Genomic DNA, 14,686 nt, shown 5'->3' with positions numbered 1-14,686 from the left:
CCGATGCGCTACCCACAAGTCCGGCTACGACACCGATCCCGGGTGCCGGCAAGACGCAAACGCATCCAGCGATGGATCGTAGACGGAGGTCTCGACATTCATCAGGCCAAGCACGGTGGCAAAGAGGTTGTCATGCGAAAAAGCTTTTGCAGCTTCGCCTCGCACGCAGTCCGTGTCGAGGTGCATATTTTCCTGATAGGCCTTTGAAAACCACGCAATCATCGGGATCGAGGTCTGCTCGCGCGGCGCAATGAAATAAGGCGCCCCGTGCAGGTACATGCCGTTTTCGCCGAGTGATTCTCCATGATCTGACATGTAGATCATCGACGATGCAAACTCCCCATGCTCTTGCAGCACGCCGATCACGCGGGCAAGGACGTGGTCCGTGAACAGGATGCTGTTGTCATAGGCGTTGATGATCTCCTCGTTCCCGCAATCCGCGAGTTGCGCCGTATGGCAGGCGGGCTTGAAGCGCTCGAATGATTCGGGATACCGCAGATAGTAGGCCGGGCCGTGGCTCCCGCCCGTATGGATGACAAGCACAGTATGGTCCGCGAACGAGCCGATGTGATCGCGCAGGTAGTCGACCAATATGTCGTCACGGCATTCTCCGTGAGAACAATAGCGGGGATCGGTCTTGTGATAGAAATCGACCTGCCGGATGCGATCGGCCACATTCTTCGACCCGGTGTTGTTTTCCCACCATTGCGTTTGCAATCCGGCGTGAGCGAGGACGTCCATCAGGTTCTCGGAACCACGCCCGCGAATGTTCGTGTATCTGGCTCTCCCGAAATGGGAGAACATGCACGGCAATGAAACCGCCGTTGCGGTGCCGCAGCTCGTCGCGTTGGAAAAATTCAGGACATCAAGCGCCTTGAGTTCCGGATTGGTCTCGCGCTTGTAGCCGTTCAGTTCGAAATTCGCCGCCCGCGCGGTCTCGCCGACGACGATCACTGTCAACACCTTCTTCCGCGACGCCGCTATCAACCTGCCGAGATGCGCGTCGATGCCGTAGGGTTCGGCCTTGATGCCGATTTCGCGGAATTGCCGAACCCCCAGGCTGATCGCGCCGACAATCGGAGTGGCAGGCACCAGGGACGACATCATGCCTTCGCGCTGCTCGCGCCACATCGATGCGAATGTCGAGAACTGGGAGGCGAAAATAGCAACGGCGACAGACAGTGAAATCAGTATGAGAAGGGTATTTCGGCGGAACTTCAGCCACAGCGGGGAATGGCGGATATCCATAAAAATCAGCAGGAGCGAGGGCAACACGCCAAAGACCGCCACGTGCCACAACAGCGCGGGCGTGATCAGGTGGCCTGCTTCGGTTCCCGTCGTGGTGAATGCATTCACCAACATGTCGCGATCGATAATCACGCCATAGGCGCCGACAAAGTAGGACGAAATCGCCCCGACGAGGATAAAGAAAATGAAGGCGGGCTTGGTAAGCCGCTCCGACGACAGCGCCAGCAGCACTACAAAATGCAGAAGGAGCAGAATCAGGGCGAGTTCAAGCAGATGGGGCAATTCTCCCGAAAAATAGGCGGCCGCCTTTCTCCAGAAGGACAGGTTGAGCAGAAACAGCAGATAGCCGGCAACAAGCAAGCTGAGAAACGTACTGGAAAGCGCGGGTCGCCTGACGATCATCTGTACTGGCCTCAAATGATGGATAGCCACATGACCCGGATTGTGGTGGACTTATGACGAGCCGCAGAAACTGGCCTGCCGGAATCTCTGCTCTGCATCATCAGAAGCGCTTGGAACGCGGTGCCACAAGGCGTATCAGCGAACCAGAATTTTTTCGGCGGGTTTGGGCGTGAACGACACGGCGGTACAGAGATCGGCGGTTTCCGTGCATGGGACCGCCTTCATTATTATCCTGGCCGTCAGCTTCGGGCACATGATCAACGACATCATGCAGTCCCTGCTGGCCGCGCTCTATCCACTCCTCAAAGAGAACTATCAGCTCGATTTCTGGCAGATCGGATTGCTGACCTTCGCTTTCCAGGTGACTGCATCCCTGTTGCAGCCGGTGATCGGCTTTGTCACTGACAAGAAGCCAATGCCGCATTCGCTGCCCTATGGCATGTGCGCCTCGCTGTTCGGGCTGTTGTTGCTCGCCTATGCCGGCCACTACTGGCTGCTGCTGGCAGGCTCGATGCTGATCGGCATAGGGTCGGCGGTATTCCACCCCGAATCATCCCGCGTCGCTCGCCTCGCCTCGGGGGGAAGGTTCGGGCTCGCCCAATCGCTGTTTCAGGTCGGCGGCAATTTCGGACAATCCATGGGTCCCTTGCTGGCGGCCTTCATCGTGGTCCCCTTCGGCCAGCATTCGATCGCATGGTTCGCGGCCGGAGCGCTCATCGGCATCACGGTGCTGTGGCAGGTCGGAAACTGGTATGCCCGCTACCGGGCCGACACCACGCGCAAGCCGATTGGAGGCGTGTCGATCGCGCTCCCCCGCAGGCGGGTCGCGATTGCGCTAACGGTTCTGGCGCTGCTTGTGTTCACGAAGAACATCTATATCGCTTCCATTTCCAGCTTCTACACATTCTACGTAATCCACAAATTCGGCGTGGACGTGCAGCATTCGCAGATAATGCTGTTTGCCTTCCTCGGCGCCTCGGCGGCGGGCACGCTGCTCGGCGGCATGTTCGGCGACCGATTCGGCCCCAAGGCAGTCATCTGGTTCTCCATCCTCGGCGTTTTGCCGTTTACGCTGGCAATGCCCTACGCCAGCTATGAGTGGACGATTGTCCTGTCGATCCTCATCGGTCTCATTCTCTCTTCCGCATTCTCGGCCATCGTCGTCTTCGCCCAGGAACTTGTGCCGGGCCGCGTCGGGCTGATTGCGGGAATATTCTTTGGCTTTGCCTTCGGCATGGGCGGGATCGCGGCTGCGGTGCTTGGTGTGGTCGCGGACCACCGTGGAATCGACTACGTGTTCCGCATCTGCTCATATCTGCCGCTGCTTGGGCTGCTGACGATCCTGCTGCCAAATATCGGAGTGCTTCGCCGCAAGGCCTGAGCGTGTCGCAATCAGCGCAAACTTGGCTGGTATCAGCTTGTAATGCTAATGAACGCTGCCCACGCGAGACACCCGACCTATGCGCAAATACTCCGCTTTCGCCATCGCCCGTGAAGCCCTGCGCGGCCACAAGGGCTGGGAAGCCCAATGGCGTTCGCCGGAGCCGAAAAGCGCCTATGACGTCGTGATCGTCGGCGCGGGCGGTCATGGTCTTGCGACGGCCTACTACCTCGCCAAGGAACATGGCGTGACGAATGTGGCCGTTCTCGACAAGGGCTGGCTGGGCGGGGGCAATACGGGCCGCAACACCACGATCATCCGTTCCAACTATCTCTATGACGAAAGCGCTGGAATCTACGATCACGCGGTCAAGCTGTGGGACGGATTGAGCCAGGATCTCAACTACAACGTCATGTACTCCGCGCGCGGCGTGATGATGCTGGCGCACAATGTCCACGATGTGCAGGTGCTGAAGCGTCATGTGCACGCCAACCGTCTGAACGGCATCGACAATGAATGGCTTACCCCGGAGGAAGCCAAGGAATTCTGCCCCCCGCTGAACATCTCGCGCAACGCACGCTATCCGGTCGTGGGCGCGACGCTGCAACGGCGCGGCGGCACGGCCCGGCACGATGCCGTGGCTTGGGGCTATGCGCGCGGCGCGGATGCGCGCGGCGTGGACATCATCCAGAACTGCGAGGTGACCGGCATCCGCCGCGCACCGGAGGGACATGTACTGGGTGTCGAGACGACACGCGGCTTCATCGGTGCAAAGAAGGTCGGCGTTGTCGCGGCGGGCCACACCTCCGTCATCATGGAGATGGCGGGTGTACGCATGCCGCTGGAAAGCTATCCGCTGCAGGCGCTGGTCTCGGAGCCGGTCAAGCCGGTCTTCCCCTGCGTCGTCATGTCCAACACGGTGCATGCCTATGTTTCGCAGTCCGACAAAGGCGAACTCGTGATCGGCGCGGGCACCGACCAGTACATTTCCTATTCCCAGACCGGCGGCCTGCACATCATCAACCACACGCTCGACGCCATTTGCGAGATGTTCCCCATCTTCACGCGCATGAAGATGCTGCGCTCATGGGGTGGCATCGTGGATGTCACGCCCGACCGATCGCCCATACTGGCCAAGACGCCCATCAAGGGACTCTACGTAAATTGCGGCTGGGGTACCGGCGGGTTCAAGGCCACCCCCGGTTCCGGCAATGTTTTCGCACACACCATCGCCCGTGACGAGCCGCATCCGATCAATGCGCCATTCACGCTTGAGCGGTTCCGCACCGGGCGTCTGATCGACGAGGCGGCCGCCGCCGCCGTCGCACACTGAGGTCTTTGCCGATGCTCCTTATACGCTGTCCCTATTGCGAGGAAGAAAGGCCGGAACTCGAATTCCGCAACGCGGGCGAGGCGCATGTGGAGCGCTCCTCACATCTCGCGGACGTTTCGGACGAAGAATTCGAAGCCTTTTTCTTCATCCGCACCAATCCGAAGGGCATCATCTACGAACGCTGGCGGCACGTACATGGCTGCGCGCGTTTCTTCAATGCCGTGCGCGATACGGTGAGCGACAGGTTTCTGATGACATACAAGGCTGGCGAGCCGAAGCCCTCGCTGGACGGAGGCAAGGCAAAATGATCCGCGCTTCCAAACTCGCAGGCAAATTCGACGGGAGCATCAGATAATGGCCGGCGCGTACCGTGTTCCCGGGGCGGGCCGATTGACCCCTGCCCGCACCGCTCGCTTCACCTTCGACGGCAGGCACTTTACCGGCCTTGAAGGCGACACGCTCGCCTCGGCCCTGCTTGCCAACGGCGTGCATCTGGTTGGGCGCTCGTTCAAATACCACCGCCCGCGCGGCATCCTGTCCGCAGGAGCCGAGGAGCCGAACGCGCTGATGTCCGTCGAACGCGACGCAGCAAGGCGCACACCGAATATACGCGCGACGGTTCAGGAGCTTTATGACGGGCTGACGGCCAATTCGCAAAATCGCTGGCCATCGCTCGCCTTCGATGTCGGGGCGGTGAACGACCTCGCCTCTCCCTTCTTCTCGGCGGGCTTTTACTACAAGACCTTCATGTGGCCGAAGGCGGCATGGAAAAGTATTTATGAGCCGAACATCCGCTCTGCTGCCGGACTCGGCATTGCACCGGACCAGCCCGATCCGGATCACTATTCTTCACGCTACGCGCATTGCGACGTGCTGGTGGTCGGCGGCGGCGCGGCCGGACTGGCCGCCGCGCTCGCGGCGGCACAAGCGGGTGTGCGCGTCGTTCTCTGCGACGAAAGGGCTGCATTCGGCGGCGCTCTCCATTTCGAGAAAGGCGCCGAAATCGAAGGACAGGACGGCTGGTCCTGGGCGCAGGCGACAATTGCCGCGCTCGCGGCGATGCCCAACGTTCGCCTGCTCACCCGCACCACCGCGTTCGGCTACTATGCGCAGAATTTCGTCGCCCTCGCAGAGCGCGTCACCGAACACCTCGCCAACCCCGACCATGCCACACCCTGCGAGCGGCTTTGGCAGGTGCGCGCCAGGCGGGTCGTGCTGGCGACGGGCGCAATCGAGCGGCATATGGTGTTCGCCGACAATGATCGGCCGGGCATCATGCTGGCCTCGGCGGCACGGACCTACCTCAATCACTACGGTGTCGCGGTCGGGCGCAATGTCGCCGTCTACACCTCCAACGATTCCGCTTACCGGGCGGCAATCGACCTCAAGAAGGCAGGCGTGGGCATCGCGGCAATCGTCGATCTGCGCGACTCGCCGGGCGGCGAGACGGTGGAGGAAGCGCGCGCCCTTGGCATCGACGTGCTGCCCGGTCGGGCAGTGGTGAAGGCAAACGGAAAGCTGCGCGTTTCGTCCATCGTGGTCGAGTCCAAATCCGGCGGCAATCGCCGCACCATCGAATGCGACGCGCTGCTGGTTTCGGCAGGGTGGACCCCATCCGTGCACCTTTTTTCGCAATCGCGCGGCAAGGTCGCGTTCGACAAGGAAACGCAACGGTTCCTGCCGGGCACATATGCGCAGGATTGCGTTTCCGTTGGCGCGTGCGCAGGCACGGACGGATTGGCCGCCACTATCGAGGAAGCGCAGCGCGCCGGAGCCGATGCCGCCGGAAAAACCGGCAAGCTCCCTCGGCTCGCTGCAAAGGGCGAAGACGGCTGGACCGGCGGCATGTTGGGCGCGGCTCCCGGCGCGGGTGCAGGCACAACGGTCAAGGCGTTCATCGATTTCCAGAACGATGTCACAGCAAAAGACATCCGGCAGGCCGTGCACGAGGGCATGCGCTCCATCGAACATGTTAAGCGCTTCACGACCAATGGCATGGCGACCGATCAGGGCAAGACCTCCAACATGCACGGCCTCGCCATCGCCGCCGAAACGCTCGACAAGCCGATCCCGGAAGTCGGGCTGACCACATTCCGCGCGCCCTATACGCCGGTCACGTTCGGCACCATCGTCAACCATTCGCGCGCCGGTCTGTTCGACCCGACGCGCAAAACGCCGATCCATTCATGGGCAGAGGCACATGGTGCGGTGTTCGAGGATGTCGGGCACTGGAAACGCGCCTGGTATTTCCCGCAAGCGGGCGAAGACATGCACAAGGCCGTGAACCGCGAATGCGTCACTGTGCGCAAGACCGCTGGCCTGTTCGACGCCTCTACCCTCGGCAAGATCGAGGTCGTCGGCCCGGACGCCGCGAAGTTCATGGAACTACTCTACACCAACCCGTGGGAGAAGCTGGAGCCGGGCCGTTGCCGGTATGGCATCATGCTCCGCGAGGACGGCTTTATCTATGATGACGGCGTGGTGGGCCGCCTTGCGCCCGACCGTTTCCACGTGACCACCACGACCGGCGGCGCGCCGCGCGTCATGAATCACATGGAAGACTATCTCCAGACAGAGTTTCCGCATCTCAATGTCTGGCTGACCTCGACGACCGAGCAATGGGCGGTGATCGCCGTCCAGGGTCCGAAATCGCGCGACATCATTGCGCCGCTGGTCGAAGGCATCGATCTCTCGGATGAAGCGATGCCGCACATGTCGGTGCGCGAGGGCAAGATCTGCGGCGTGCCGACCCGCCTGTTCCGTATGTCCTTCACAGGCGACCGTGGCTTTGAGGTGAACGTTCCGTCCGACTTCGGCCAATCTGTGTGGGAGGCGCTATGGGCGGAGGCCCGGAAACATGATGCCTGCGCCTATGGCACGGAGGCGATGCACATTCTGCGCGCCGAAAAAGGCTACATCATTGTGGGGCAGGACACGGACGGCACCGTGACCTGCAATGACGCCGGGCTGGATTGGGCCGTGGGAAAGAAGAAGGCCGATTTCGTCGGCATTCGCGGCATGAAGCGACCGGATCTTGTCGCGCCGGGCCGCAGGCAGCTTGTCGGGCTCAAGACCAGTGACCCGATAGCGGTGCTGGAGGAAGGCGCACAGGTCGTGGAGGACCCCAACCAACCGATCCCGATGAAGATGATCGGGCATGTTACGTCGAGCTACTGGTCCGAAAACTGCGGGCGTTCGATTGCGCTCGGACTTGTCGAGGACGGCCGCAACCGCATAGGCCAGACGCTCTACGTACCCATGCCCGATGGCACGATCGAAGTCGAGGTAAGCGGTACCATATTCTTCGATGAGAAGGGAGAACGGCTCAATGGCTAAGGCAAGCACCAGATCGCGCGCCACCATCGCGGACCGCCGCCCGGCGCAAGCCGGACGTGAGATCGTCGCACCCGCCGCTCGCGTCGCAACGTTGCCTCCGGCACAACGCGTATCGCTTCGCGCGCCCGCAAGTTCCCTTTCGGCGCTCTCGAAAGCCATCGGCCTTGCCCTGCCGACGAAGCCGAAAACATCCACGGTCAAGGGTGAGCGCACGGCGCTTTGGCTTGGCCCCGACGAATGGCTCCTCATCGACGAAGCCGGCAAATCTCCACTTGACGATTGCGCCAAGGTGAAAGCGCTTCATTCGGCGGTCGACATTTCCCACAGGAATGTCGCGTTTTCGGTCACAGGACCCGGCGCGGCGGCGACGCTCAATGCCGGCTGTCCGCAGGACCTGTCGCTGGAAGCGTTTCCGCTGGGCGCGGCATCCCGCACCGTTCTCGGCAAGGTGGAAATCGTGCTGCTGCGCAACGGCGAGGAGTCCTTCCGCGTCGAGTGCTGGCGGTCCTTTTCAGACTATGTGCTCGAGTTCCTCGGATTGGCCGCGCAAGACGCCGCCGCTTGAGCCTTGGCGCAACTGGCGGTAGGATCGGCTCAGCATCGAAATCCGGGCAAGCCAGACGCGATGAGCAAACCTCCGAAGAAAAAGTCACCCGCCGTGCGCTCGCTGGAACGCGAACAGCGCGCGACTCATGAGGCAGCCGACGCCAAGGAAGAGGCGGACGAGGAACTGGAGGAAGCGCTGGAAGATACCTTCCCCGCAAGCGACCCCATTTCCGCCATTTCCACATCCATTCCGGGAAAACCGAAGCGCAAGGCTTCAAAGCCCAAGAAATAGCCCGTCTCGCAGATGGGTGGCCGCCCGCGAGCGTTCAGTCATCATTGGCGGCGTTCAATTCGGATGGAGGAATGCCCTGCTCCGGCTCATGCTCCGCGAGCGAACGCGCGATTGTCTTCCTCCGCGATTTCAGCAGGGGATCGATGATGAGACGCAGCGCGGACATGCGCGGATTCAGGCTGTGCGCCTCAACGGCCGCCTGATCAACGTACAACTCGTCCACGATCACGCAGTTCGGTATCGGCGCGCCGTCATCATCGATGGGCTTGAACACATCGAAGCGGAGGCAGCCTTCCTCATCGTCCAGCGTGCGCTGCGCGTGATCGCGCATGATGCGGACAAACTCCGGCTCCGCTCCCTCCAATGTCTCGAACTCCACAATGATGGCGACTTCTGGCAAGGTGGCGGCTCCTGTTCAATCTGCGCAGTCTGGCGCAAAAATGGCCGAAATCAAACCGCTGAAACGCCGCCGTCGACCGGAATCGACGCACCGGTCATGAAGGAGTTCTTCGGATCGGCGGCGAACATGATTGCCTCGACCACCTCGTCCACTTCCGCAAGCCGTTTCATCGGAACGCCGCGCGTCAGTTCCGCATAGGCCGCTTCCTCCGACGCCTTGGTGATCCTGAGGAAGGATTGCGCCATCGGCGTGCGCGCATAGGAAGGGCAGACCGCGTTCACCCGCACGCCCTTGCCCGCATATTCGATCGCCGCGGTCTTGGTCATGCCGATGACCCCATGCTTCGCGGCGGCATAGAGCGCCATTTTCGGTGCGGCGCTCAAACCGGCTGACGAAGCAATGTTGACAATGGCGCCGGGCCGCTTCGTTTCGCGGAACTGCCGGGTTATCGCCGGAAGCTGGTATTTCATGGCATAAAACACACCGAGCAGATTGACGTCGATGACGCGCCTGGCTTCCTCGGTGGGCAGATTGGCAAGGCTCACGAAGCTGTGGACGATGCCGGCATTGTTGATCGCGACGTCAAGCTGGCCGAACTGCGCAAGAGCCAGCTTGACGAGTGATTCGGAAAGCCTCTCGTCGCTGACGTCGCCCGCCGCGACAGCCGTTTCGCAATCGAGCGTCTCCACAAGCGCTTCCAGCGGAGCCATTTCGATGTCCGAAAGGACGAGCCGGGCGCCTTCCTGTGCGAATCGCGCGGCCGCACGCCGACCAAAACCGCCGGTCGCGCCGGTCAGCAGCACGGTCATGCCCTCAAAACGTCCCACCATGGATTGAAAAATGCCCGCGAGAGTTGTTTCTGCCGCGTTATTGGGCAATCCCTCGCGCCGCGTCAAGAAGCATCAGCAGGATCGGCCGGTGGCTCCACGAAAGCCAGCGTGAGCCAGGTGGCGGTCAGGGCCGGTTTGGGCGATCCTTCCAGTTCGACCGTCACCTCATGCACCGTTTCGATCCAGCCGGAAGGCCGGGCAAAAAGCCTTGTGAGCACAAACCGGGCGCGGATGCGGGCTCCCGACTTGACCGGGGCAACGAAACGAACGCGGTCGAAACCCTGATTGACACCCATGCTCGATCCGGCAAGCGGGCGCACAGTCTCGAATGTCATTGCCGAAAGCAGGGAAAGCGTCAGGAAACCATGCGCGATGGTGCCGCCGAACTGTGTTTCGCGGGCCGCGCGCTCCGGGTCGCAGTGGATGTACTGATGGTCGTCGGTCGCATCCGCGAACTGATCGATCATGGTTTGCGTGACGGTGCGCCATGGCGACACACCGACCTCCCGACCGATCATCGTCTCTGCATCTTCGAATGAGATGGGTTCGAGCATGCACCCCTGCCTCTGTCATTGCTTCGGGGCTGGACAGATAGTGCGAGCTTGACCCCTTGTCACCCGCGCTTTTATTCGGCGGGCTCCATTCCGGTATAGGCAGCCTCTTCAAGTTCCCGCTTGAGCCGAGCTTCCTCTTCGATCTTGGGCGTCACGAACCGACCGAGCAGGAGATAGGCGACAGGTGTCAGGAAAAGCGTCGAAATCGTCGCCATGCCGAGGCCGCCGACAATGACCCAGCCGAGCGCGATGCGCGCTTCAGCGCCTGCCCCGGAAGCCAGCACCAGGGGCAGCCCGCCGAGCACGGTGCAGACCATCGTCATCATGACCGGACGCAGCCGGATCGTGGCGGCCTGCTCGATGGCTTGTTTCAAGCCCACGCCACGGTCACGAAGCTGATTCGCGAACTCGACGATCAGGATGCCGTTCTTCGCCATCACGCCGACCAGCAAGACCAGCCCGATCTGGCTGTAGGCGTTCAGGCTCGTATTTGTGAGGAGCAACGCATAGACGGCGCAGGCAAGGCCCAGAGGCACAGTCGCCATGATGATGATGGCGCTGACGAAGCTCTCGAATTGCGCCGCTAGCACCAGCAGGATGATGACAAGCGCAAATCCGAAAACCGCCAGCATGCCGCTCGAGGTTTCACCAAGTGTCGCGGCTTCTGCGAGCGGGATGATGTAGCTTCCCGTAGGCAGCAACGGCCCTGAAATGCGCAGCACTTCATTATACGCGTCGCCGAGCGCGAAATCCCCGGCGAGGTTGGATGTAATCGCCACCGAGCGCAACTGCTGCTCGCGCGTGAGCGTCGGCGGCACCGCGACCTCCTCCAGCGAGGCGATGGTCGACAGCGGCACAAAGCGCCCGTCCGTCGTCTTCAGATAGACATTCTCCAGATCGGTCGGATCGTTGATCGGGTTGGTGGTCGATAGCAGCTTCACCGGATAGCTGCGATCCTCGATGAACACATCGGCGATCTCGCGCCCGTCGAGAATGGCCTGTACGGCCTCCGCCAACCCGGTTATGTCGATGCCCAGATCGGCGGCGCGCTCGCGGTCGAGGCGCACCCGCAATTGCGGCTGGGTCGCATCATCGGAAAGCCGTGGCTGCTGGAACCGGCTATCTTTTTCCATCTCGGCAAGGATTTTTGCGGCTGCCTCGTTGGCCCTTGCATAGCTGTTTGCGACGATTGCGAATTGCAGCCCGCTTCCCGCACCGCGAATCCCGAGGCTGTTGGGCTGGAACGGCGTGGCGCGCACCCCCGGCACCTGTTTGACGAGTTCGTTGATCTGGGCGGCGATTTCCTGCTGGCTGCGCGTGCGTTCGCTCCACGGCGCAAGCGTCATCACCATGAAGCCGCTGTTCACGGAACCGCCCTGCCCGGCATTGGCGAATGTGGTTACAATCTCGCCGGCATCGCGCAGCGGCTGGATCAGGCGCTCGATCTCCCGCATCTGCGAGGTCGTGTAGTCGAGGCTCACGCCTTGTGGAGCCTGTATGCGCAGCAGGACCACCGAGCGGTCCTCGGAAGGCGTCAGTTCCTGGCGCACCAGTCCAAAAGCGACATAGGCGCTCGCGGCGAAAAGCACTGAAACGAGAACCACGATGAGCGGCGCATTGAGGCAGGCAACCAGACAGCGCCGGTAGAGGCCGGCAAGCGCTCCGCCAGCCCGCGCGCCGATGCCGGAATGATTCTCCTCGCCGCTATGGGCCTTCAGCATGCGCGACGCCAGCATGGGGCAGAGCGAAAGCGCGACGACGCAAGACAGCGCCACCGACATGGCGAGCACAAAGCCGAACTCTCGAAAAAGGCCGCCGGTTTGCCCTGGCAGGAAAGAAAGAGGCACAAAGACGGCTGCCAGCGTCGCCGTGGTCGCGACCACGGCGAAAAACACCTCGCGCGCTCCAAGCACCGCAGCCGCGCGCGGACCCATGCCTTCATTGCGCCGGCGCACGATGTTTTCCAGCACCACGATCGCATCGTCCACCACAAGTCCCGTGGCCAGCACGAGGGCAAGCAGCGTCAGGATGTTTATGGAGAAGCCCGCGACATAGATCGCCGCGATGACCCCGATCAGAGCCACCGGCATTGCGAGGCCCGGAATGAGCGTCGCGCGCCAGTCCAGCAGGAAAAGGTAGATGACGACAAGAACGATGGAGACGGACAGGCCAAGCGCGATCTCCACCTCGTGAAGCGCGCCCTGTACGAAAGTCGCATCGTCGCTGGTGACGCGGATGTTCATGCCTTCGGGAAGATTCTTCTGAATTTCCGACACTACATTGCGCACGCCCTCCGAAATGTCGAGCGTGTTGGACTCCGCCTGCCGGATGATGCCGAGGCCGATGCCCGTCTTGCCGTCGGAGCGCAGCGAACTTGCCGCGTTCGGGTCCGCCCCGAGCGTGACGGTGGCGACATCACGCAACCTGACATTCTTGCCGATCAGCAGGTCCTCGAACGCTTCCGGCGTGTTCACATCGGCGGTGGTGCGCACCACGAGGTCCTGGTTCGACGTGGTGATCGAACCAGCAGGCGTTGCGAGCGCGATCGACGCCAGCGCATTGCGGATGTCGCCGACGGTCAGCGCCAGGCTCGCCACCTTCGACTGGTTGATATCGATGCGGAAGATCTTCTCGCGATCTCCATAGACCTGAACGTCCGCAACGCCCGAGACCGCCGCCAGTTCATCGACGACCTGATCTTCGACAATGACCGTCATGTCCTCGACCGACATGTCGGAAGAGGTTACGGCAAGGCGCATGACCGGGCTGGAATTGGCGTCCGCCTTCACGATGCGCGGCGCATCCGCCGTGTCCGGAAGGTTGTTGGTCACGCGGCTGACCGCATCGCGCATGTCGGATGCCGCGGCGTTCAGGTCGACGCCATCGTTGAATTCCACCGTGACACGGCTGCGCCCATAGGAAGAACTGGACGAGATCGATTTCACGCCCGACACGCGCGACACCGCGCCTTCGATGACATCCGTCAGCTCGCGGTCGACGGTTTCGGCTGCCGCGCCGTCATAGTCTGTGGTGACTGTGATCACCGGCCTGTCGACATCCGGCAGTTCGCGGATTTCCACGCCGTAGAACGCAGCAAGTCCGGCGACGATGATGAGCATGTTGAGGACGAAGGCCAGGACCGGGCGGCGGACGAAAAGCGCCGTGATGCCGGTCTCGTTTGTATCGACGCCCGAACTCATCGCGTTCAACCGCCCGTCGCCACCGGAATGGCGCCGACCGCGCTGGCATCGCGACCGGCAACTCTCAACGCGCCGCCGGGCCTGACCAGATGCACGCCCTGAGTCACGACGACCTCGCCCTCCGTCAGATCGCCCTGCACCAGCACCGATTCAGTATTGCGCTGCACGATGCGCACGGCGACCCGCTCGCCCTTTCCGTCGCGCACCACCCAGACAAACGCGCCGTCAGATCCCCACTGGATCGCCAGCGGGTCCACGGCAGGATAGGTATCGCCCGGAAATTTCATGGTGACCTGAAAGGACATGCCGGCCCGCAGCGTATCGCTGTCGTTGGGAACGCTTGCCTGCACCTGCATGGTGCGGCTCGCCTGGTCGAGCCTGTTATCGACGGCGGTGATCGTGCCCTGGAGCATGTCGCCCGGCTTCGCGACCGACGATGCACTGACCGGCTGGCCGACCTTGATCTGGCTTGCGAAACGCTCCGGCACCCAGAAATCGATCTTGATCTGCGTGCGGTCGTCCACGGTGGCGATGGGCGTCTGGTTGGTTACATAGTCGCCTATCTCGATCGGCAATATGCCGACGATCCCGGCAATCGGCGAACGGATCGAGCGACGTTCGAGCGCCAGTTCGGCATCGCGTTGTTCCAGCTTCGCGTTGCTAAGCACGACCTCGGCGTCCGCGTACTGCACGGCAGTCGCGGTGTTGGAAGTACGCAGCGCGCGCACGCGTTCCAATTTGGTGGTGGCATCCTCGACCGCAAGGTTTGCGCGATCGAGCACGATCTTCTCCGAGTCGGCATCGAGGTTGGCGAGCACAGTGCCGACATCTACCTTGTTGCCCGGCTGCACGCCGATTTCCACGATGCGACCCGAGACGAAAGGATTGACCACGACCGAAGCCTTGGCCTGCCCGGTTCCGATTGCCGACAGGCGATCATTGATCGTGGCGCGCGTTACGGGGCCGACCACGACTTCGCTGACACGCTGGCCGGCTGCCGCTCCGCCTGAAGGATTGCCTTTCGCCTCGCTGTTTTCGACCGGTGCTGACCCGATCCCGAGATTGGCAAGTGTCGTGCGAGCACCAGGCACAAATGTCAGCCAGAGAAAGCCGGCGGCAACCAAAATCACCAGCGCCAAAACCAATTGCTTCCAGGCCGCCATG

12 protein-coding genes are annotated in these 14,686 nt (G+C 61.9%); 6 read left to right on the top strand and 6 right to left on the bottom strand.

The window, feature by feature from the left end; translation table 11 throughout:
- Positions 1–24 precede the first annotated feature (24 nt).
- The gene (locus M9924_11150) at positions 25–1,650 is read right to left on the bottom strand and encodes a phosphoethanolamine--lipid A transferase (GenBank protein ID MCO5064955.1); all 1,626 of its coding nucleotides are present in this window, start codon (positions 1,648–1,650) and stop codon (positions 25–27) included.
- A gap of 169 nt (positions 1,651–1,819) precedes the next feature.
- Here M9924_11150 and M9924_11145 point away from each other — a divergent pair, with 169 nt between their 5' ends.
- The 6 genes from M9924_11145 (at position 1,820) to M9924_11120 (ending at position 8,538) form a co-directional block, all read left to right on the top strand.
- Complete coding sequence (locus M9924_11145; GenBank protein ID MCO5064954.1) at positions 1,820–3,031, top strand: MFS transporter; 1,212 nt, start codon at positions 1,820–1,822, stop codon at positions 3,029–3,031.
- Between the two features lie 79 nt (positions 3,032–3,110).
- Positions 3,111–4,364, top strand: coding sequence for a sarcosine oxidase subunit beta (locus M9924_11140; GenBank protein ID MCO5064953.1), 1,254 nt, complete (start codon positions 3,111–3,113; stop codon positions 4,362–4,364).
- An 11-nt stretch (positions 4,365–4,375) separates the two neighbouring features.
- The gene (locus M9924_11135) at positions 4,376–4,672 is read left to right on the top strand and encodes a sarcosine oxidase subunit delta (GenBank protein ID MCO5064952.1); all 297 of its coding nucleotides are present in this window, start codon (positions 4,376–4,378) and stop codon (positions 4,670–4,672) included.
- 46 nt (positions 4,673–4,718) lie between these two features.
- Entirely contained in the window at positions 4,719–7,700 is a 2,982-nt protein-coding gene (locus M9924_11130; GenBank protein ID MCO5064951.1) for a sarcosine oxidase subunit alpha, read from the top strand.
- Entirely contained in the window at positions 7,693–8,265 is a 573-nt protein-coding gene (locus M9924_11125) for a sarcosine oxidase subunit gamma (protein MCO5064950.1), read from the top strand. The genes M9924_11130 and M9924_11125 overlap by 8 nt, the downstream gene beginning before the upstream one ends.
- 60 nt (positions 8,266–8,325) lie before the next feature.
- Positions 8,326–8,538, top strand: a complete 213-nt coding sequence (locus tag M9924_11120; GenBank protein MCO5064949.1) for a hypothetical protein — start codon at positions 8,326–8,328, stop codon at positions 8,536–8,538.
- Between the two features lie 34 nt (positions 8,539–8,572).
- On the opposite strand, the gene M9924_11115 is transcribed toward M9924_11120, so the two are convergent.
- The 5 genes from M9924_11115 to M9924_11095 all read right to left on the bottom strand — a co-directional run bounded on the left by M9924_11115 (position 8,573) and on the right by M9924_11095 (position 14,685).
- The gene (locus tag M9924_11115; GenBank protein ID MCO5064948.1) at positions 8,573–8,938 is read right to left on the bottom strand and encodes an antibiotic biosynthesis monooxygenase; all 366 of its coding nucleotides are present in this window, start codon (positions 8,936–8,938) and stop codon (positions 8,573–8,575) included.
- Positions 8,939–8,988: 50 nt separating this feature from the next.
- Positions 8,989–9,768 (bottom strand): SDR family oxidoreductase, encoded by a 780-nt coding sequence (locus M9924_11110; protein ID MCO5064947.1) that lies wholly within the window; start codon positions 9,766–9,768, stop codon positions 8,989–8,991.
- A 62-nt stretch (positions 9,769–9,830) separates the two neighbouring features.
- Positions 9,831–10,322: a MaoC family dehydratase gene (locus M9924_11105; protein ID MCO5064946.1), complete on the bottom strand. Its 492-nt coding sequence runs from the start codon at positions 10,320–10,322 to the stop codon at positions 9,831–9,833.
- Positions 10,323–10,393: 71 nt separating this feature from the next.
- Positions 10,394–13,522, bottom strand: coding sequence for an efflux RND transporter permease subunit (locus tag M9924_11100; GenBank protein ID MCO5064945.1), 3,129 nt, complete (start codon positions 13,520–13,522; stop codon positions 10,394–10,396).
- A 5-nt stretch (positions 13,523–13,527) separates the two neighbouring features.
- Complete coding sequence (locus M9924_11095) at positions 13,528–14,685, bottom strand: efflux RND transporter periplasmic adaptor subunit (GenBank protein ID MCO5064944.1); 1,158 nt, start codon at positions 14,683–14,685, stop codon at positions 13,528–13,530.
- Between the last annotated feature and the right edge of the window lies 1 nt (position 14,686).

The organism is Rhizobiaceae bacterium (assembly GCA_023953835.1).
Taxonomy (GTDB): Bacteria; Pseudomonadota; Alphaproteobacteria; order Rhizobiales; family Rhizobiaceae; genus Mesorhizobium_G.
Note: the sequence above shows the minus strand (reverse complement) of the source record. Positions and strands in the feature narration are given on the sequence as shown.